This is a genomic window from Rhizobium sp. P1_B8 (assembly GCF_056406515.1).
The window spans coordinates 22,024-41,450 of sequence record NZ_JBFTZZ010000014.1 but is presented as its reverse complement, the minus strand read 5'-3'; the positions used below and the strand labels follow the sequence as shown (position 1 = coordinate 41,450).

Annotated in this window: 15 protein-coding genes, 1 pseudogene and 1 riboswitch; of the genes and pseudogenes, 9 read left to right on the top strand and 7 right to left on the bottom strand. The window is 62.0% G+C overall.

Annotation, left to right across the window (positions count from 1 at the left end):
• Positions 1-25: 25 nt before the first annotated feature.
• The 4 genes from AC1D2N_RS17330 to AC1D2N_RS17315 form a co-directional block, all read right to left on the bottom strand.
• Positions 26-1,108 (bottom strand): ABC transporter ATP-binding protein, encoded by a 1,083-nt coding sequence (locus AC1D2N_RS17330; protein WP_130654140.1) that lies wholly within the window; start codon positions 1,106-1,108, stop codon positions 26-28.
• Between the two features lie 20 nt (positions 1,109-1,128).
• The gene (locus tag AC1D2N_RS17325; RefSeq protein WP_018247017.1) at positions 1,129-1,965 is read right to left on the bottom strand and encodes a carbohydrate ABC transporter permease; all 837 of its coding nucleotides are present in this window, start codon (positions 1,963-1,965) and stop codon (positions 1,129-1,131) included.
• The gene (locus tag AC1D2N_RS17320; protein ID WP_018247018.1) at positions 1,962-2,822 is read right to left on the bottom strand and encodes a carbohydrate ABC transporter permease; all 861 of its coding nucleotides are present in this window, start codon (positions 2,820-2,822) and stop codon (positions 1,962-1,964) included. Before AC1D2N_RS17320 ends, AC1D2N_RS17325 begins: the two co-directional genes overlap by 4 nt.
• Positions 2,823-2,905: 83 nt before the next feature.
• Positions 2,906-4,180 carry an extracellular solute-binding protein gene (locus tag AC1D2N_RS17315; protein WP_018247019.1) on the bottom strand — a complete coding sequence of 425 codons (1,275 nt, stop codon included), beginning with the start codon at positions 4,178-4,180 and terminating at the stop codon, positions 2,906-2,908.
• Positions 4,181-4,266: 86 nt separating this feature from the next.
• Between AC1D2N_RS17315 and AC1D2N_RS17310 the strand changes: the two genes are divergently transcribed.
• The 8 genes from AC1D2N_RS17310 to atzF all read left to right on the top strand — a co-directional run bounded on the left by AC1D2N_RS17310 (position 4,267) and on the right by atzF (position 15,196).
• Positions 4,267-5,184, top strand: a complete 918-nt coding sequence (locus AC1D2N_RS17310) for a helix-turn-helix domain-containing protein (RefSeq protein ID WP_130654139.1) — start codon at positions 4,267-4,269, stop codon at positions 5,182-5,184.
• Between the two features lie 213 nt (positions 5,185-5,397).
• Positions 5,398-5,506: riboswitch (guanidine-I (ykkC/yxkD leader) on the top strand.
• Between the two features lie 74 nt (positions 5,507-5,580).
• The gene (locus AC1D2N_RS17305; RefSeq protein ID WP_130654138.1) at positions 5,581-6,654 is read left to right on the top strand and encodes a putative urea ABC transporter substrate-binding protein; all 1,074 of its coding nucleotides are present in this window, start codon (positions 5,581-5,583) and stop codon (positions 6,652-6,654) included.
• Positions 6,655-6,719: 65 nt separating this feature from the next.
• Complete coding sequence (locus AC1D2N_RS17300; protein ID WP_130654137.1) at positions 6,720-7,538, top strand: ABC transporter permease; 819 nt, start codon at positions 6,720-6,722, stop codon at positions 7,536-7,538.
• Positions 7,535-8,365, top strand: coding sequence for an ABC transporter ATP-binding protein (locus AC1D2N_RS17295; protein WP_130654136.1), 831 nt, complete (start codon positions 7,535-7,537; stop codon positions 8,363-8,365). The genes AC1D2N_RS17300 and AC1D2N_RS17295 overlap by 4 nt, the downstream gene beginning before the upstream one ends.
• Positions 8,362-9,183: an urea amidolyase associated protein UAAP1 gene (locus AC1D2N_RS17290; RefSeq protein WP_130654135.1), complete on the top strand. Its 822-nt coding sequence runs from the start codon at positions 8,362-8,364 to the stop codon at positions 9,181-9,183. Before AC1D2N_RS17295 ends, AC1D2N_RS17290 begins: the two co-directional genes overlap by 4 nt.
• A 12-nt stretch (positions 9,184-9,195) precedes the next feature.
• A complete protein-coding gene (locus AC1D2N_RS17285; protein WP_130654134.1) occupies positions 9,196-9,846 on the top strand; it encodes an urea amidolyase associated protein UAAP2 in 651 nt (216 codons plus the stop codon).
• 3 nt (positions 9,847-9,849) lie between these two features.
• On the top strand, positions 9,850-13,389 hold the full coding sequence (gene uca / locus AC1D2N_RS17280; protein ID WP_130654133.1) for an urea carboxylase: 3,540 nt from the start codon (positions 9,850-9,852) through the stop codon (positions 13,387-13,389).
• Between the two features lies 1 nt (position 13,390).
• Entirely contained in the window at positions 13,391-15,196 is a 1,806-nt protein-coding gene (atzF, locus tag AC1D2N_RS17275) for an allophanate hydrolase (RefSeq protein ID WP_130654132.1), read from the top strand.
• A 101-nt stretch (positions 15,197-15,297) separates the two neighbouring features.
• Here the strand turns inward: atzF and AC1D2N_RS17270 are convergent.
• The 3 genes and pseudogenes from AC1D2N_RS17270 to AC1D2N_RS17260 form a co-directional block, all read right to left on the bottom strand.
• Positions 15,298-15,705 (bottom strand): annotated as a pseudogene (locus AC1D2N_RS17270) (VOC family protein); the annotation flags it as partial.
• Positions 15,706-15,723: 18 nt separating this feature from the next.
• A complete protein-coding gene (locus tag AC1D2N_RS17265) occupies positions 15,724-16,821 on the bottom strand; it encodes a Gfo/Idh/MocA family protein (protein ID WP_018448934.1) in 1,098 nt (365 codons plus the stop codon).
• Between the two features lie 10 nt (positions 16,822-16,831).
• Positions 16,832-17,842, bottom strand: a complete 1,011-nt coding sequence (locus AC1D2N_RS17260; protein WP_130654131.1) for a Gfo/Idh/MocA family protein — start codon at positions 17,840-17,842, stop codon at positions 16,832-16,834.
• 365 nt (positions 17,843-18,207) lie between these two features.
• On the opposite strand from AC1D2N_RS17260, the gene AC1D2N_RS17255 reads away from it, so the two are divergent.
• Positions 18,208-19,368, top strand: coding sequence for a fumarylacetoacetate hydrolase family protein (locus AC1D2N_RS17255; RefSeq protein ID WP_130654130.1), 1,161 nt, complete (start codon positions 18,208-18,210; stop codon positions 19,366-19,368).
• Positions 19,369-19,427: the final 59 nt, after the last annotated feature.

The following is a 19,427-nucleotide window of genomic DNA, read 5'->3' as shown; positions in this document are numbered from 1 at the left end:
TCGTCTTTCTGTCCTGGGATTTGGTTCAGCGAAGCCGTTTACCGGCGCCGTCGAAAAGGAATGTGCGATTGGCGGGAAGGCCGACTGTCAGCGTCTCGCGGTTGCCGGCGACGCGCGATTCCGGCCGCTCGATGATCAGTTGCTCGGGACCTATGGTGGCGTAGATGTAGCTGGTATTGCCGAGGTGTTCGGCGACGTCGATGGTGACGGTGATGTCGGCATCGCCCATCCCCGCATCGACGAAATGTTCGGGACGGATCCCGAGCGTCACCTTTGCGCCGGCTTCGATCGGAACGGCGACAGGCAGCGGCAGGCGCGTATTGGCGTCGCTTTCCAGGGCAATCACCACCCGACCCGGCTGCGTGTCAACCACCACGGCCTTCAGGAAATTCATCTTCGGCGAACCGACGAAACCGGCGACGAACTGGTTTGCGGGGTCGTCGTAAAGGTCGAGCGGCGCGCCGATCTGTTCGATATTGCCGGCGCGCAGCACGACGATCCTGTCGGCGAGTGTCATCGCTTCCGTCTGGTCGTGGGTGACGTAGATCATCGTCGTGCCGAGCTGCTTGTGCAGTCTTGATATTTCGACGCGCATCTGCACGCGCAGTTCCGCATCGAGGTTCGACAAAGGTTCGTCGAACAGGAAGACTTGGGGTTCGCGGACGATGGCTCGGCCAATTGCGACGCGCTGGCGCTGGCCGCCGGAAAGCTGCTTCGGTCGCCGCTTCATCAACTCGGTGATCTGCAGGATCTCGGCGACATGGCGCACGCGCCGCTCGGTATCGGCCTTCGGATTGCCGTTCATGCGCAGGCCGAAGCTCAAATTTTCCTCGACGGTCAGGTGCGGATAGAGCGCATAGGACTGGAAGACCATGGCGATGCCGCGATCAGCCGGCTCGACGTCGTTGACCACCCTGCCGCCGATCTGAAGTTCGCCTGATGTAATGTCCTCGAGGCCGGCGATCATCCTGAGCAGCGTGGACTTGCCGCAGCCGGAGGGGCCGACGAAGACGACGAATTCGCCGTCCTTCACCTCCAGATTGGCGCCGTGGATGATCTCAAAGCCGCCGAAGCGCTTGACGATATTGCTGAGTGAAAGCTCTGCCATGCGGCCTCCCTATTGTTCGATTATTTGATTGCGCCGGCCGCGATGCCGGCGATGAAATGGCGCTGGAGAGCCACGAAGACGACAAGGATCGGCGCCGTCAGCAGCACCGCGCCGGCCATGATGCCGCCCCATGACACCTTGGTGAGGCCGATCAGCGTTCCCAGTGCCACCGGCGCCGTCATCATTCCCGGTTTGGAATTGATCAGCAGCGGCCAGAGATAGTTGTTCCACGAGGCGAGGAACAGGATGATCGCCAGTGCCGCCATGGTCGGACGCGCCAGCGGCAGGGCGATGCGCAGGAAGATCTGCCATTCCTTGACGCCCTCGACCCGGGCGGCATCAAAGAGCTCGCCTGGCATCATCGAGAAGGATTGCCGCATGAACAGCACCCCGAGCGAATTGAACAGCGGTGGCACGATCAGCGCCACCCAGGTGTTTGCCAGCTTGAATTCGCGTGCCACCATGATGAATTGCGGGATCACCACCACCGAAAACGGCAGCGTGATCGTACCGAGGATGATGGCGATGACGATGGAGCGGCCGACGAAACGGTACCGCGCCAGCGCCCAGCCCGCCATCGAGGTCAGCAGTACCGACAGGACCGTATAGATGAGCGCGACGCCGACGGAGATCACCATGGCGCCGATGAAATCGGTATCGGCCTGCAGGTTCTTGAAATTCTCGACGAAGTTGGTCGATGGCCAGAGCACGATGTCAGGGCTGAAGATGCCGTTGTCGGGCATCGTCGAGAAGACGAACATCATCCAGAGCGGAAACAGCCAGATTATCGCAAGCGGCGCCAGTGCGGCATGCAGCGCGATCTGACGCAGCAGAAGGGATTGCGATTTGGATCTCATTTCGGATCCCTCCCGACCCAGAGATTGAGAAGCGAGATCGCCACGGCAAGGGCAGCCATCGTATAGGCGATCGCCGAGGCATAGCCGAAGTTCAGCGAGGTGAAGCCCTGGCGATAAAGTAGCAGGCCAAGCGTCTCGGTGCCGCCGCCAGGACCGCCGCGATTGGTGATCAGGAAGGGCTCGGTGAAGAGCTGCATGGTGCCGATCACCGAAAGAACCACGCAGAAGAGGATGATCGGTTTCAGAAGCGGCAGGGTGATATGAAAGAATTGCTGTACCTTGCTCACCCGGTCGAGTGTCGCTGCCTCATAGACATCGTCGGGAATCGACTGCAGACCGGCGAGGATGATGATGGCGTTGTAGCCAGCCCAGCGCCATGTGACGGCGAGAATGATCAGCGCCATGGCGGCATTCGCATTGTCGAACCAGGAGACCGGGCTCAGACCGACGGCTGAAATCAGCTTGTTGATGATACCGAAATCGAGGCTGAACATCAGCCGGAAGACGGCAGCATAGGCGACCTCGCCGACGACGACAGGCGCAAAGAAGGCGAAGCGGAAGAGCGGCCGCGCTTTCAGCAGCGGCGAATTGAGCATTACCGCCATGACCGTCGCGAGTGCGATCATCACCGGCACCTGAATCAGCAGGATGATCAGCGTATTGTAAAGAGCATTGTAGAAAGCCGGGTCATAGAAGAGCCGGCCCCAATTGGCCTGGAAACTGAATTTCCACGGATTGATTCGGGTGTTCTGAAACGAAATCAGGAACGAATTGATGATCGGCCAGACCCAGAAGGTGGCAAAGACCAGCAGATAGGGGGCGAGGAACGCATAGGCGCTCCGGGTTCTGAACGGCATCAAGCCTCCTCCTCACGAACGAATGACCGGCCGCTTTGCAAACCGGGGGAAAGCCGGGCGCCTGAAGCGCCCGGCATCGTCATTCATTGCGCGATAGGGAGGCCGGTCGCCGAAGCGATCTGCTTGGCGGCGTCGTCGAGAGCCGCCTTCGCATCGGGATAGCCGCCAGCGAAGAACTTCGTCTGCGTTGCCTTGAAGATGGCTTCCGCATCGCTCTGGAAGGCGGTGCCGCGGCTCGGTACGATCTTCGGCAGTGTCGCCAGAATATCCGCCCAGACCTTCTGGCCGCCCCAATAGGGCTGCGGCTCATTGACGAAGGGATCCTTCTCAGCCGAAAGCAGCGACGGGACCAGACCGAATTCCTTCAGCATGGTGATCTGGCCCTCATCCGTGCCGAGGGCGTAGTTGACGAACTTCCAGGCGGCTTCCTTGTTCGCGGATGTCGCCGAAATGGCGAGCGACGAACCGCCGAGATTGGCCGCATGCGGGCCATCGGCGGTCAGGCTCGGCATTCTGTAGACGCCCCACTTGCCCTTGAGATCGGGAGAGGTCGAGCGCACGGTGCCCTCATACCAGCCGCCATACAGCTGGCTTGCGGCTTTGCCGGCGGTATTGGCCTGGATCTTTTCGTCCCAGTTGGCCGACGTCAGCGTCCCGGCATCCTTCATCTCCTTCACCTTTTGCAGCGAGGCGACGCAGGCCGGCTGGTTGATGGTGATGTTCTGACCGTCGGTCGAGTAGTAGCCGCAGCCCTGTTCGTTGGCGATCATGCGAAACCATTCGCTGTCGCCGTTGAAGTCGGCCTGCGCCATGACGACGCCGGGATTGGCGGCGGAAATCTTTTTGCCGGCAGCGATGAAATCGTCCCAGGTGCTGATCGTGCTCGGATCGACGCCGGCCTTTTCGTACAGATCGCGGCGGTAGAAGACGGCGACAGGACCGGAATCCCACGGCATGGCATAGGCGACATCGCCGACTTCAAGCTCGGTGCGCTTGAAATCAGGGAATTTCGCCTGGATATCGGCCGTGTAGCCGAGCTCCTTCAGATTGGCGAAGCAATCCGGGAAACGGCTCCAGAAGATTTCAGCTTCGAAATTCTCGATGCTGACAATGTCGGGCAGGCCGTCGCCGCCGGCAGCGCAGGCAGCGAGCGTCTTGTCGAAGACCTGGCTGTTGCCGAGGTCCTCTACGGTGATCTTGATATCGGGAAACTGCTTGTTGAAGCCTGGAAGCGTGGACTTCAATGCCGATGCAGCGACATTCCAGCTCCAGATGGTGAGATTGGCCGACTGCGCGAATGCGGAGCCGGAAGCAAGCACTGCGACAGCTGCGGTCGCAGCGAGAAGTTTGAAGCGCATTGAAAATCCTCCCTTTTCAATTGCCGATCTTTCACGAACGCGGTTAGACTATCTGTAAGGGAGCGGGTGTCTCCTAAAAAGGGAACATGAATTTGGCGGAAAGTAAGGTCGGCACACGTGCAATCTACCAGCCCGGCGCGAGCAGCATCGAGGGTTTGCCGACAGCGCTGCAGATGTTTCATGCCCATCCGCCTGTTATGGCCATGCCGCACTGGCACGCACAGGTCGAGGTCAACTACGTGATGCGCGGTACCGTGCACTACCGGATGAGCGACCACGAATTCCGGCTGAACGCCGGCGAAATGTGCCTCTTTTGGGGTGGTCAGCCGCATCAGATGGACGAATCCTCGGATGATTCGCTCTATGCCGGCGCCCATCTGCCGCTCGTCTATTTCTTCCGGCTGCGCCTGCCGATCAGCGTTTCCAGCCGGCTGATGAAGGGCGAGACGCTGCTGACCTCGGCAACGGATGCCGCCGACAGCGAGAACTTCACCCGCTGGTTCCGCTATGCCAACTCAGGCGATCCCGCCAAGGCCCAGCACGCCGTCGACGAGCTGCTGCTGCGCATCGAACGGATCGCGCTCGAACCCTATTCGATGACGTCGCAGGCGACCATCAATCTCGACGGCGATCACCCGTATCCGCATTCCTCGCGCAGCGTCGCGCGCATGTGCGATTTCATCGCCGCCAATTTCCTGCACGACATCGATTCGGTCGATATCGCCCGCGCCGCCGACCTGCATCCGAAATATGCGATGAACCTTTTCAAGCGATCAACCGGCATGACGCTGAGCAAATATGTGACGCTGCTGCGGCTGTCGCGCGCCCAGGCGATGCTGATGAGCGAGGGCGCCAACGTGCTGCAGGTGGCGATGGACAGCGGCTTCGGCTCGATCAGCGCCTTCAACAAATCCTTCCGCCATATCGCCGGCATGTCGCCGTCGGACTTCCGCCGTGACATCCGGCTGGTGACGACGGTCCCGGCCGGCGCTTTCCGGAACTAGCTCAGGGCAGCCGCACTTCGGCGTCTTGTGCGTTTCTGCCTGCGACTTGTTTTTCACTGGGCAAAAAAGGACCAACGCCTACGGTGGCGGCAGAATGTGCACATTTTATGTGCAAGTGCATGCACTATTGTATTTGCTAAGGAATTGATGCCAGCGCACTCTCAATAAAATCAATGATTTATAATTTGGCACACACTTTGCTTCGATAGTTGCAGAGTTGGTGGCTAGGGTTCCGGCGTCGCAAGGCGTGGCTGGTCCGAGAGCTACCACCGGCAGGGGAGACATCCCGCCGGGTGCACGGCGGGACAAAAGCCCGGGAGACCTCGTAAGCCAAGGGATTGGCGGCACGATGGTCATTGCCGATCCCTTTTGAAGAAAAGCAAAAGGGGAATTTCAATGCAGACCTTTTCGAAGATTCTATCGATTACCGCGCTGACGGCGTCCCTGGCGCTGGGACTCGGCTCCGTCGCGAAGGCCGAACAGAAGACTGACTTCAAGGTCGCCTGGTCGATCTATGTTGGCTGGATGCCCTGGGGTTATGCCGCTGATCACGGCATCGTCAAGAAATGGGCCGACAAATACGGCATCAAGATCGAGGTGACCCAGTTCAACGACTACGTCGAATCGATGAACCAGTATACCGCAGGCGCCTTCGATGCCGTGACGCTGACCAACATGGACGGCCTGTCGATCCCGGCTGCCGGCGGCGTCGATACCACAGCCGTCATCGTCGGCGACTTCTCGAACGGCAATGATGCCGTCATCCTCAAGGACAAAGCGAGCCTTGCAGACATCAAGGGGCAGAACGTCAATCTCGTCGAATTTTCCGTCTCGCACTACCTGCTCGCACGCGCGCTCGAAAGCATCAAGCTAACCGAGCGCGACGTGAAAGTGGTCAACACCTCCGACGCCGATATGGTCGCCGCTTACAAGACGGCTGACGTGACCGCGGTCGTCACCTGGAACCCGCTGGTCTCGACCATCCTCGAGGATCCCACGGCCAAGAAGGTCTTCGACAGCTCGCAAGTGCCGGGCGAGATTATCGACCTGATGGTCGCCAATTCAGGCGTGCTGAAGGACAATCCGAATTTCGGCAAGGCACTCGCCGGCATCTGGTATGAAACCGCAGCATTGCTGACTGCCGACAGTGCCGACGGCAAGGCTGCACGCGAGGCGATGGGCCAGGCATCGGGTACCGATCTCAAGGGCTTCGAATCCCAGCTTGCCGCCACCAAGCTGTTTGCCAAGCCGGCCGATGCCGTTGCCTTCACTGCCTCGGGCAGCCTGCCGAAGACAATGGATCTTGTCCGCAACTTCCTGTTCGAAAGAGGCCTGCTCGGCAATGGCGCGCCGTCGGCCGATGTCATCGGCATTGAAATGCCGGACGGCAAGATCCTCGGCGACACCGGCAACGTCAAACTGCGCTTCACCGAGACCTACATGAAGGCAGCCGCAGACGGTTCGCTCTGAGCGATGTAAAAGCCGCGGCGCGGCGTTGACCGCGCCGTCCGACCTTCATCAGCGGAGCTTTCCTCATGCGCTGGATCAACACAAGGCCGAGCCGGGGCGCGCAACTTGCCCTGACGCTGCTGCCCTTCGTGCTGCTGATCGTTGCCTACACTTTCGGCTCGGTGGCACGATTGGCGGAAAATGCCAACGACAAGCTACTGCCCGGTCTTGCTGGTTTTGCCGATGCGATCGATCGCCTGGCCTTCATCGCCGATCCGCGCACCGGCGAATACCTGCTCTGGTCCGATACCGGAGCGAGCCTGATCCGGTTGTTTGCCGGCCTCGGCATCTCGACGGTTACTGCGCTCGTCATCGGCATGCTGATCGGCATGCTGCCTTATATGAGGGCGCTGCTCTCCCCTTTCGTCGCCGTTATCTCAATGGTGCCGCCGCTGGCGCTGCTGCCGATCCTGTTCATCGCCATGGGGCTTGGCGAAGCCTCGAAGATCGCGCTCATCGTCATCGGCGTTGCGCCGACGATGATCCGCGACCTTGCGCTGAAAGCGCTGGAACTGCCGCGCGAACAGATCGTCAAGGCTGAAACGCTCGGCGGTTCTTCCTGGCAAATCGGCCTTCGCGTCGTCCTGCCGCAGATCCTGCCGCGGCTGATCACCTGCCTCAGGCTTCAGCTCGGTCCTGCCTGGCTGTTCCTGATCGCGGCCGAAGCGATCTCGTCGGATTCCGGCCTCGGCTACCGCATCTTCCTCGTCCGCCGCTATCTCTCGATGGACGTCATCTTCCCCTATGTCGTCTGGATCACGCTGCTCGCCGTGATCATGAATTATATCCTCGATCGCATCCGCATTGCCGTCTTCCCCTGGTCGGACCTGGAGAAGCAGGCATGAGCGAACTGGTGATCGAAAAGGTCTGGAAGGAATATGGCGACCAGATCGTCCTCGAAGATGTGTCGCTGACCGTCGCCTCGCGCGCCTTCGTCGCGCTCGTCGGACCGTCCGGCTGCGGCAAGTCGACGTTCCTGCGCATGCTGCTCGGCCAGGAGCGGCCAACAAGAGGGACCATCCTGCTGGACGGCGAAGCTCTGCCGCAGGAGCCAGGTCCGGATCGCGGCGTCGTCTTCCAGCGCTACTCCGTGTTCCCGCATCTGACCGTGCTCGGCAATGTGCTGCTTGGGCGCGAACTCTCAGGTTCTCGCTACAAAGCCAAGCTTTTCGGCGCTGCCCGTCGCAACGCCGTCGATGAAGCCCGGCGGCTGATTGCCGAAGTCGGTCTTTCCGGCGCCGAGGACAAATATCCGGCGCAACTGTCAGGCGGCATGCAGCAGCGCCTGGCACTGGCGCAGGCGCTGATCATGAAGCCGAAGGTGCTGCTGCTCGATGAGCCCTTCGGCGCGCTCGACCCTGGCATCCGCGCCGAAATCCACACATTGATGAAGCGGCTCTGGCACGAAACGCAGATGACCGTCGTCATGGTGACGCACGACATGCGCGAGGCCTTCACGCTGGCGACGCGCGTTGTCGCCTTCGAGCGTCGGCGTGACCGCCCGGAGGAAAAGGAGCGCTACGGCGCGACGATCACCAAGGACATTTCCATCTGGCCGCCCAGGCTTGCCGGCGCGCCCTCCGTCTTCAGCCCCGACCGGGACGGCCCGGTCATTTCTCTGGGCCTTCGCCGGGACGACCCGGCTTCCAGTCCGTCAGGAGAAAAGCCATGATGCATGTCAGACGTTCGCCCGAAGAGATCGCCGCCAACCGGCAGCGTTATGAGGAACATCAGAAGAAGGGGCTGGAATTTGCGCCGAAGGCCTTGCCGGCGCCGAGCCCCCTTCCCGCCGCCGCCATCGATGCGGCTGCGATCATCCATCAGGAAACCATCCCCGGCGGCTGGTACTGGTCGACCGCGCTGAAGCGCGGCGAGGCGCTCCGCATTGATCAGGGCGAAGGCGGATCGACTGTGGCGCTCGTCGCCTGGAACGCCGCTGACACGAGCGAACGGCTCAATCTCGTCGATACGGTCAAGGTGCAGTGGACGACCGCCCTCGGCAAGGGCCGCGTCATCCTCTCAGACATGGGCCGGGTGATGTTTTCGCTGATCGAGGATAGCTCCGGCGCCCACGACTGCCTGATGGGCGGCTCGACGTCAGCTTCGAATGCCGCAAAGTATCCGGGCGTCAAGACCCGCAATACCCGCGACAATCTCGTGCTCGTCGCCGGCAAGCTTGGTCTTGCCAGGCGCGATATTCCTGCGATCCTCAATCTCTTCGCCCCGGTCCGCGTCGACGATGACGGCGGCTTCCACTGGCGCGGCAAACTCTCCAACAGCGGCGATTATGCCGAGCTGCGCGCCGAAATGGACATGATCGTCGGCCTTTCCAATTGCCCGCATCCGCTCGATCCCGACCCGGTCTATGCACCGAAGCCGATCATCGTCACGCGCTTTCGCGCGCCCGCACCCGCAGTCGACGATCTCGCGCGCACGGCAACCGCCGAAGCCCTTCGCGGCTTCGAGAACAACGCCTCGATGCTGGCCTGAGGGAGGATGACGATGACCGATTTCATCAAGACTTCAGCTTCGCGCAGCCTCGAAAACGCCGTGCAGGAACATTTCATCCCGGCCGAAGCGCCGTGGTCCGGCATCGTGCGCAAGGGTCAGACCATCCGCATCGAGGACAGCTACGGCCAACAGGCAATCGATACACTGTTTTATCGCGCCGATGACTTTGCCGAGCGTTATTCCAACCAGGATACGATGCGGGCGCAAGGTGGCGCCTATATCGGCACCGGCACGAAGATCATCTCGAACGAGGGCAACGTCATGCTGGTCATGACGGCCGATAGCTGCGGCCGGCACGATACATCAGCCGGCGCCTGCTCCTGCGAGAGCAACACGGTGCGCTTTGGCCACGGCACCAAATACCTGCATGCCTGCCGCGACAATTTCGTGATCGAGGTGACCAAACACGGCATGAGCAAGCGCGACATCGTGCCGAACATCAATTTCTTCATGAACGTGCCGATCAAGCCGAACGGCGAGATGACCATCGTCGACGGCATTTCCGCGCCTGGCGACTATGTCGAACTGGTGGCGGAGGTGGACGTGCTCTGCGTCATCTCCAATTGCCCGCAGATCAACAATCCCTGCAACGGTTTCGATCCGACGCCGATCCGGGTGCTGATCTGGGACGGCGAGGACTGATCGATGTTCACCAAGGTTCTTATCGCCAATCGCGGCGAAATCGCCGTCCGCGTCATCCGCACATTGAAGAGGATGGGCATTGCCTCAGTCGCCGTCTATTCCGATGCCGATCGATTCTCGAAGCCGGCGCTGACCGCTGATGAGGCCGTCCGCCTCGGCCCGGCGCCTGCTGCCGAAAGCTATCTTGACGTCGATGCCGTCATTGCCGCCTGCAAGGCGACGGGCGCTGAGGCCGTGCACCCAGGCTACGGCTTCCTCTCGGAGAATATCGGCTTTGCCGAGCGGCTCGCCGCTGAAGGCATCGCCTTCATCGGCCCGCGCCCAAAGCATCTGTCGGCCTTCGGCCTGAAGCATACGGCGCGCGAATTGGCGAAAGCGAGCGGCGTGCCGCTACTGCCCGGCACCGATCTCTTGCAGAGCGTCGACGAGGCGCTTTCGGCTGCCGAGACCGTCGGTTATCCCGTCATGTTGAAAAGCACGGCCGGCGGCGGCGGCATCGGCATGCAGCTCTGCGCCGATGCGGCCGGCCTCAAGGCCTCCTTCGAAAGCGTGCAGCGGACCGCGCGCGCCAGCTTCGGCGATGCGCGCGTTTACATCGAGCGTTTCGTTGCCGAAGCGCGCCATGTCGAGGTACAGATCTTCGGCGACGGCAAGGGCGGCGTGATTGCGCTCGGCGAACGCGACTGCTCGCTGCAGCGGCGGAACCAGAAGGTCGTCGAGGAGACGCCTGCGCCTGGCCTTACCGCGGAGACAAGGGCGCGGCTGCACAAAGCGGCGGTCGATTTGGGAAGCTCGGTCTCCTATGAATCAGCCGGCACCGTCGAGTTCATCTACGATCCCCAGCGCCAGGAATTCTATTTCCTCGAGGTCAATACCCGCCTCCAGGTCGAGCATCCCGTCACGGAAGCTGTCTTCGGCATCGACCTCGTCGAATGGATGATCCGTCAGGCGGCCGGCGAGGATGTGCTCTCGGGTGCTGGGGGTCTGACGCCGAAGGGTGCGGCGATCGAGATGCGGATCTATGCCGAGATGCCGCATGCCGATTTCCGCCCGAGTGCCGGCCTTTTGACCGAAGTCATTTTTCCGGAAAGCACCCGCGTCGACGGCTGGATCGAGACGGGAACCGAGGTCACGCCCTTCTACGACCCGATGCTTGCCAAGCTGATCGTGGCGGCGGCAGACCGGCCGGCGGCGATCGAGAAGCTTAAGGCGGCACTCGCCGAAACATCGATATCGGGCATCGAGACCAATCTCGCTTATCTCAGGGCGATCGCCGCTTCCGAATTGCTTGCCAGCGCCAAAGTTAAGACGACGGCGCTACGCGACTTCGCCTTCGTTCCCGATGTCGTCGAGGTTCTCGCGCCCGGGGCGCAGTCAAGCATCCAGGAACTGCCGGGCCGGCTCGGCCTCTGGCATGTCGGCGTACCGCCGAGCGGGCCGATGGACGAGCGCTCCTTCCGTCATGCCAACCGGCTGGTCGACAATGCCGATTTGACGGCTGCGCTGGAGTTGACCGTTTCCGGTCCGACCTTGCGGTTTTATGCCGACCAGACGATCGCGCTTGCCGGCGCGCGGATGCCAATGATATGCGACGGCGTAAAATTGCCGCATGACGCCCCGGTGACAATCCGCGCCGGTCAGACTTTATCTATCGGTTCAATCGAAGGACCGGGACAACGCGCCTATCTCGCCGTCGCCGGTGGTTTTGCCGCTCCCGTTGTGCTCGGCTCGCGCGCGACCTTCGGCCTTGGCCAATTCGGCGGTAACGCCACCGGCACCCTGAAGACAGGGCATGTGCTGCATTTTGCCCGGCAGGTGCCGGCCGAACCGGTGAGACCGGCGACGGAGGCGGCGGCCTTGACGCGCGAATGGGATGTCGGCGTCGTCTATGGCCCGCACGGGGCTCCCGATTTCTTTCAGGACAGCGATATCGAGACGCTGTTTTCGACGGCTTATGAGGTGCATTTCAACAGCGCCCGCACCGGGGTGCGCCTGATCGGCCCAGCCCCGCAATGGGCACGAAGCGACGGCGGTGAGGCGGGGCTGCACCCCTCCAACCTGCACGACAACGCCTATGCGATCGGGGCGATCGATTTCACCGGCGATATGCCGATCATCCTCGGGCCCGATGGTCCAAGCCTTGGCGGCTTCGTTTGCCCGGCGGTGATCGCCCGCGAAGAGCAGTGGAAGATGGGCCAGTTCAAGCCCGGCGACCGTATCCGTTTTCATGCGCTGGCTCGGCCGGAAGACCCGATCGCCGGCCCGGCGGTGCGGCGGCCCTCGGAAGAAACAGGTTCGCCGATCCTCGGTATCAGCGAGGATGGCCCGGTTTCTGTCGTTTATCGCCGCCAGGGCGACGACAATCTGCTCGTCGAATATGGGCCGATGACGCTCGATATCGCGCTGCGGCTGCGGGTGTACCTGCTGATGCAGGCGGTCGTCGAGGCCCGCCTCCCTGGCGTCGTCGACCTCACCCCCGGTATCCGCTCGCTGCAGATCCATTATGACGGCACGCAGCTGACGCGCCGGCGCCTGCTCGGGCTGCTCTCCGAGATCGAGGCGACCCTTCCGGCAGCCCAGGACGTCACGGTGCCGAGCCGCATCGTGCATCTGCCGCTCTCCTGGAACGATCCGGATGCGGAACTTGCGATGCGCAAATATCAGGAGCTCGTGCGCCCGAACGCGCCCTGGTGCCCGTCGAACATCGAGTTCATCCGCCGCATCAACGGTCTTTCCGACGAACAGGCCGTCCGCGATATCGTCTTTGATGCCAGCTACCTGGTGCTCGGTCTCGGCGACGTCTATCTCGGTGCGCCGGTTGCGACCCCGACCGATCCACGCCACCGCCTCGTGACGACGAAGTATAATCCCGCCCGTACCTGGACGCCGGAAAATGCCGTCGGCATCGGCGGCGCCTATATGTGCATCTACGGCATGGAAGGACCGGGCGGCTACCAGCTCTTCGGCCGCACCATCCAGGTCTGGAACACATGGCGGGAGACGCCGGCCTTTGCCAGGGGCAAGCCCTGGCTGCTGAATTTCTTCGACCAGATCCGTTTCTTCCCGGTCAGCAATCAGGAATTGACGGAGGCGCGCGCCGCCTTCCCGCATGGGGGTTATCCGATCAGGATCGAGGAGACGGAATTCTCCTATGCCGCCTATGAGAGGGAATTGCAGACTAACGCGGCGTCGATCGGCCGTTTCAAGGCAACGCAGCAGGCCGCCTTCGATGCCGAACGCCAGCGCTGGAAGGAAGCCGGGCTCGACAGCTTCGTCACCGATGAAGGCACCGGCGAAAGCCCGGATGGGGATATTCCCGACGGCTGCTTCGGTGTTGCCAGCGCCGTGCCCGGCAATATCTGGAAATTGCTGGTCGAGCCGGGCGCCCCGGTTGCGGCTGGCGATACACTTGCCATCATCGAATCGATGAAGATGGAAATCAACGTCACCGCCCATGCGGCAGGCCGCGTCCGCGATCTGCGCGCCGGGCCGGGAAGAAACGTCAAAGCCGGCGATATCATCGTCGTTCTGGAGGAATGCTGACATGCTGCCGACCATCCTCGATCTCTCAAGCCTTCGCGCCGCCTATCAATCCGGTCTGACGCCGCTCGATGCCATCGAAGAGGTGATCGCGCGGCGTGCCGCCTCTAGAGATGCGGCAATCTTCATCACCCCGGTGCCGGATGAGGAGCTGCGCGCTGCCGCCAAAGCCTTGATGGCACGCGCGCCTGAGGCAAACAGCCTGCCGCTCTGGGGCGTTCCCTTTGCCGTGAAAGACAATATCGATGCCGCCGGCCTGCCGACAACTGCCGCCTGCCCGGCCTATGAATATCGGCCGGAGGCGGACTCCACCGTCGTTGCCCGGTTGAAGGCGGCCGGTGCCATCGTCATCGGCAAGACCAATCTCGACCAGTTCGCGACCGGCCTCAACGGCACGCGCTCGCCCTATGGCGCGCCGCGTTCGGTCTTCGATGCGGCCTATATCTCAGGCGGTTCGAGTTCCGGATCGGCGGTCACTGTGGCCTCCGGCCTTGCGGCCTTTGCGCTCGGCACCGATACGGCCGGCTCCGGCCGGGTGCCGGCTGCCTTCAACAATCTGGTCGGCATCAAGCCGACGCCGGGCCTCCTGCCGAATACCGGCGCTATACCGGCCTGCAAGAGCGTCGACTGCATCACCATCTTTGCTGCGACCGTCGGCGACGGTGTTGCGATCCGCAAGGTCGCCGAAGGCTTCGATGCCGCCGATGCTTTCTCGCGTCGCGCCAAGCCGGCGAACCTGCCTGTGTCGGGTTTGCGCATCGGCGTCCTGACCGACGCCGAGCGGGAGTTCTTCGGCGACAAGGAGGTGGAGGCGCTCTACGACCAGGCGATCGAGCGGGCCAGAGCGCTCGGCGCGACCATCGTGCCTTTCGATTACGCGCCATTCCGCGAGGCCGCCGCGCTTCTCTATGACGGGCCGTGGGTCGCCGAACGTCTGGCGGCGGTCGAGACCTTCCTCGCCACGAACGCGGCCGATTTCGACCCGACGGTGCGGGGGATTATCGAAGGCGCCAAGGGCAAGACCGCGGTCGAGGCTTTCAACGGCCGATACCGGCTGGAAGAATTGCGTCGCAAGACCGAGGCCGAATGGGCAAAGGCCGACGTGCTTCTGCTGCCGACCGCACCGACCACCTACACCGTTGCGGACATGCTGGCCAATCCCGTCGTGCTCAACGGCCGCCTCGGTCGCTACACCAATTTCGTCAACCTTCTCGATTGCGCGGCGATCGCCGTTCCGGCCGGCTTCGGCAAAGGTGGGCTGCCGGGCGGCGTGACCGTCATTGCACCTGCCTTCACCGACGACGCGCTGGCGCCGCTTGCCGATGCGCTGCACCGCGCAGCAAGCTCCGGCATGGGCATCGACCGGCAGGCTGCGATCCCCGAAGCAAGCCGTGTTGTGCCTGGCGATGACGGATTCATTGAAATCGCGGTCGTCGGTGCGCATCTGACCGGCATGCCGCTCAATCACGAACTGGCAGGCGCCGGCGGGCGTCTGGTCAAGACCTGCCGCACGGCCGGCGACTATCGCCTCTTCGTCTTGCCCAATACCACGCCAGCGAAACCAGGGCTGCTGCGCGAACCCGGCCATAAGGGTCAGGGGCTGGAGGTCGAGGTCTGGGCACTGCCGGCCGATGCTTTCGGCAGGTTCGTCCAGAAGATTCCGGCACCCCTCGGCATCGGTAAGCTGACGCTCGAAGACGGTTCCAGCGTCTCCGGCTTCGTCTGCGAGGCCCATGCGGTGAAAGGTGCCGAGGAAATCACCGCACTTGGCGGCTGGCGCAACTACATCAGTGCCAAGCTGGCGAGCTGAGGAGAGCCTTGCATGGCAGCAAAACTTGTCCGGCGCCTGATCGATCTGCTGCGGGACGGTCTGACCGCCCGCAGCGAAGCGATCGGCAGCACCTGTGTCAGCCCCTGGCGGCTCTGAGAGCGTTCGGCAAGCTCGACAATGATGCCGTCGGGATCGCGAACGAAGGCGATCTTGTTCAGCATCTCGGAGTGGACGGCGAAGCGCGGCCGCTCCTTGATCTCGACGCCCGCCTGTTCAAGGCGGGTGAAGGCCTCGTCGACATTGTCGAAATGGAAGGTGAGGTGCCGGACGCCGGCCGTATCTTCAGCCACGTCGACCGCCCTCGACGCGCCGCCGGGCGGCGCAAAGACCTCCAGCATGCCGCCGCCTGCATCGAGGAATGCTACCTGCATGCCATTCGCCATCGTCTTACGCAGCACGAGGCTGAGGCCGAGCAGGCCACAGTAGAAATCGACGGTGCGGTCCATGTCGCTGACCGTCATGCCGACATGCTCGAAGGATTTCAGCATGGGAGAGCCCTTCCCGATTCAGACGGTGGCCGCAGCACGCCATTCCCCGGCCGGCAGCCAGGAGCGGTAGAGCGGATGATCGGCGGCGATCGGCATCGGCGTCGGTTGTCCGGTGCGCTGCGAGAAATAGGCGGCCGTTACCAGTTCCAGCGAATTGCGGGCATCCTGCAGCGTCACCGGTGGGTCGGTGTCCTCGACGATCGCCTTGTGGAAGAGCTCGAACTGACGGGTGTAGCCATCCTCGCCAGGCACATAGGCGGCAAGCACTTCGTCGATCCGGGCCTGATGTTCCTCTGTCCCGGCGACGAAAGTCCACGGGTCACGGCCCATCGTATAGGGTTCGATGATGCTTTCGGCGACGAGGTCGTTGAAGCAGAAGCGCAACCGCGAGATCTCCTTGCGCGAACCCAGCGTCATCGACAGCGTCGCCAGCGAGCCATTCTGCATCCTCACCGAAAGGGCTGCCGTATCCTCGACCTCGATCGGATTGACCAGCGTCGCCCCATAGGAAAACACCTCGGCGCAGGGGCCATGTACATAGTTCAGCATGTCATGAGCGTGGATGGCGTGGCCGAGAAGGCCGCCGCCCAGTTCGCTCGCCCATTTGCCGCGCCACGGCACGGCATAATAGTCCGGACCGCGCCACCAATGGGTTTCGATCGTTGTCAGGAACGGCTTGCCGGCCAGGCCGCGCTCGATCAGCAGCTTCAGCTTCTGCAGGCCGGAGCCGTAGCGATACTGGAAGATCGGCATCAGCTTCCTGCCGGGGTAACGATCGAGGATGCGCCCCATCTCGTCAACCTCGGCGATCGAGCCGAAGAGCGGCTTCTCGCAGATCACGTGCTTGCCGGATTCGATGCCCTTGCGGCAAAGTTCGAAATGCGAGCTCGGCGGCGTCGAAATGTCGATGATGTCGAGATCGTCACGGGCAAACAGCGCATCCGCATCCTGCGTGTATTCGCCAATGCCGTATTCCTCGCACAGCGCCTTGCCGCGTTCCTCGTCGAGCGAGCAGAGCACAGGAACCTCGAAAAGCTCCTTGTTCCAGCCGAAGCCGGCGAGATGCCGCGCAGCGATGCCTGCGCCGATGACGCCGACGCGCAATTTCCTGGTCATGATATCCTCCTCAACGAGCGCCGATGCGCGCGGCTTTCGCCTGGGCTTCGAGCGAAAGACGGCAGACTTCAAAAACGTGATCCTGGGTCATCGCCGTCTGCGTGCGGTTGCCAACGTCGGCGGTGAACGCGTCGAAATAATCGAGCTTTTCGCCGCTGCAATCGATATGGGTCATTTCCTTGCCGTTGACCAGGAAGAGATGATCCTTGCCCGGCCGGCCGGCAATATCGATATATTTGCGCAATTCGATGTAGCCATCGGTGCCGAGAATGGTCAGGCGCCCGTCACCCCAGGTCGGCAGCGCCTCCGGCGTGAACCAGTCAACACGGACATAACCCGCCGCCTTGTCGGAGCGCAGAAGGACCTCGCCGAAATCCTCGAAGGCGGGCTTGTCAGGCATGCCGAAATTGCCGATCGAGCTTGCGATGACCTCGCCTGTGGTCGAGCCGGTATAGAACAGGAACTGGTCGACCTGGTGTGAAGCTATATCGACGATGATGCCGCCGAAGGCCTCGGGATCGAAGAACCAGTCCGGCCGGGTCGGCAGTTGCAGCCGGTGAGGACCGACGCCGAGCGTCTGGATCACTTTGCCGATCGCGCCTTCGGCGACGAGCTTGCCGGCCTTGACGGCGGAGCGCACGCAGTGGCGCTCGGAAAAGCAGATCGAGAAGATCTTGCCTGTCTCGGCAACGGTGCGCCTGACGTCCTCGAGTTGGGCGAAGGTCGTCACGCCAGGCTTGTCAGTCATCACGTCTTTGCCCGATCTCATCGCGCGAATGGCAAGTCCGGCACGATCGCGGGGGATTGCGGAAATGCAGATGACGTCGATCGACGGATCGTCGAACAGCTTTTCCCGGTCAATCTGCGGCGCGTCAGGATAGGTCTTCTCAAAGGCCTCGCGCAGTGCCGGCACCGAGGTCTGCGGGCAATAGCCGACGAATTCGCCGCCCGAAGCAAGCAATCCCTTCACGTGATCAAACGTATGCCCATGGTCGATTCCGACGACGGCAAATCTCAACATCGCTGCAATATCCTCCTGGGATTTTCGTGTAGCCGGCTGACGCCAGCCTCCTCCATGTCGCGCAAAACAGATAACGAAAGCCGGCTCCTGTCAAGGCAAGATGGAGGGCAAAATCGTCGCGACCTGTATATAAACATTTGAAATATAACAGTTATTTTGTATCTAAATAGTTATTTTGTGGCCTTTTGCAATTGGATTCCCGAGGAAGCCCGCCGCTTGAGCCGATCAGGCAAAGGTCTTTTTCCCCTCGCATCTTGCCCCGTCTTCATGAATGTGATCGATTTTGGTCGTCGCCGGGTCGGAGGGCGGCAACACCCCGCAATTTTTAAAAGAGCTCTTCTCGCTCGCCTTGATGGAAGATCACCATGTCTCAAGCTCTTCTCGATGTCGCCGCTTCGGATGGTCTTTTTGTCGGTCGCATCTGGAATCCCGAAGCGGAGGGACCGAGCATTGTGACGTTACGCGAGGGCGTGCTTCTCGACATCACGTCGCGCGAGGCGCCGACGCTGAGTGCACTGCTCGAGCGACAGGATGCCGCCGCCTTCGTCCGTGCAGCAAGTGGCAAGGCGGTTGGCTCGCTGGCGGACATCGCCGCCAACAGTACCGGAGCTCCGGATCAAACGCGCCCTTATCTCCTTGCGCCCGTCGACCTGCAGGCAGTCAAGGCCTGCGGCGTTACCTTTGCGCAGTCGATGATCGAGCGCGTCATCGAGGAGAAGGCGGCCGGCAATCCAGAACGCGCCGCCTCGATCCGCGAGCGTGTCAGCACGCTGATCGGCGGCAGCCTCACCAATCTTAAAGCGGGCTCGCCGGAGGCTGCCAAGGTCAAGCAGGCGCTGATCGACGAGGGCATGTGGTCGCAATATCTCGAGGTCGGTATCGGGCCGGATGCCGAAGTCTTCACCAAGTCGCCGGTGCTTTCCTCCGTCGGCTGGGGTGCGGATGTCGGCCTGCATCCGATCTCGACCTGGAATAACCCCGAGCCCGAAATCGTGCTTGCGGTCAACAGCCGCGGCGAGATCAAGGGGGCAGCCCTCGGCAACGACGTCAACCTGCGCGACGTCGAAGGCCGCTCGGCACTGCTGCTCGGCAAGGCCAAGGACAACAACGCCTCCTGCTCGATCGGTCCTTTCATCCGCCTGTTCGATGCCGGTTACAGCCTGGATGACGTACGCAAGGCCGAACTCGACCTGAAAGTCACCGGCCAGGACGGTTTCGTGCTGCACGGCAAGAGTTCGATGTCAAAGATCAGCCGCGACCCGACCGATCTCGTCAAGCAGACGGTCGGCGCCCATCATCAGTATCCCGATGGTTTCATGCTTTTCCTCGGCACGCTGTTTGCGCCGACGCAGGACCGCGACGCGCCAAAGCAAGGCTTCACCCACAAGATCGGCGATGTCGTCGAGATTTCCTCGGCGGGCCTCGGCGCGCTGGTCAACACCGTGCGCCTTTCCACCGAATGCCCGCCCTGGACCTTCGGTATTTCGGCGCTGATGAGCAATCTGGCGAAGCGCGGGCTTCTCTAACTTTTTGATTTTGCGAATTTCCGGGCGGAAAATCGCATCGCACTTTTCCTGGAAATGCT

Bases quoted from the DNA above. Each gene is read 5' to 3' on its own strand.
- AC1D2N_RS17330 (WP_130654140.1), bottom strand. From the start codon at position 1,108: ATGGCAGAGCTTTCACTCAGCAATATCGTCAAGCGCTTCGGCGGCTTT.
- AC1D2N_RS17325 (WP_018247017.1), bottom strand. From the start codon at position 1,965: ATGAGATCCAAATCGCAATCCCTTCTGCTGCGTCAGATCGCGCTGCAT.
- AC1D2N_RS17320 (WP_018247018.1), bottom strand. From the start codon at position 2,822: ATGCCGTTCAGAACCCGGAGCGCCTATGCGTTCCTCGCCCCCTATCTG.
- AC1D2N_RS17315 (WP_018247019.1), bottom strand. From the start codon at position 4,180: ATGCGCTTCAAACTTCTCGCTGCGACCGCAGCTGTCGCAGTGCTTGCT.
- AC1D2N_RS17310 (WP_130654139.1), top strand. From the start codon at position 4,267: ATGAATTTGGCGGAAAGTAAGGTCGGCACACGTGCAATCTACCAGCCC.
- AC1D2N_RS17305 (WP_130654138.1), top strand. From the start codon at position 5,581: ATGCAGACCTTTTCGAAGATTCTATCGATTACCGCGCTGACGGCGTCC.
- AC1D2N_RS17300 (WP_130654137.1), top strand. From the start codon at position 6,720: ATGCGCTGGATCAACACAAGGCCGAGCCGGGGCGCGCAACTTGCCCTG.
- AC1D2N_RS17295 (WP_130654136.1), top strand. From the start codon at position 7,535: ATGAGCGAACTGGTGATCGAAAAGGTCTGGAAGGAATATGGCGACCAG.
- AC1D2N_RS17290 (WP_130654135.1), top strand. From the start codon at position 8,362: ATGATGCATGTCAGACGTTCGCCCGAAGAGATCGCCGCCAACCGGCAG.
- AC1D2N_RS17285 (WP_130654134.1), top strand. From the start codon at position 9,196: ATGACCGATTTCATCAAGACTTCAGCTTCGCGCAGCCTCGAAAACGCC.
- uca (WP_130654133.1), top strand. From the start codon at position 9,850: ATGTTCACCAAGGTTCTTATCGCCAATCGCGGCGAAATCGCCGTCCGC.
- atzF (WP_130654132.1), top strand. From the start codon at position 13,391: ATGCTGCCGACCATCCTCGATCTCTCAAGCCTTCGCGCCGCCTATCAA.
- AC1D2N_RS17265 (WP_018448934.1), bottom strand. From the start codon at position 16,821: ATGACCAGGAAATTGCGCGTCGGCGTCATCGGCGCAGGCATCGCTGCG.
- AC1D2N_RS17260 (WP_130654131.1), bottom strand. From the start codon at position 17,842: ATGTTGAGATTTGCCGTCGTCGGAATCGACCATGGGCATACGTTTGAT.
- AC1D2N_RS17255 (WP_130654130.1), top strand. From the start codon at position 18,208: ATGTCTCAAGCTCTTCTCGATGTCGCCGCTTCGGATGGTCTTTTTGTC.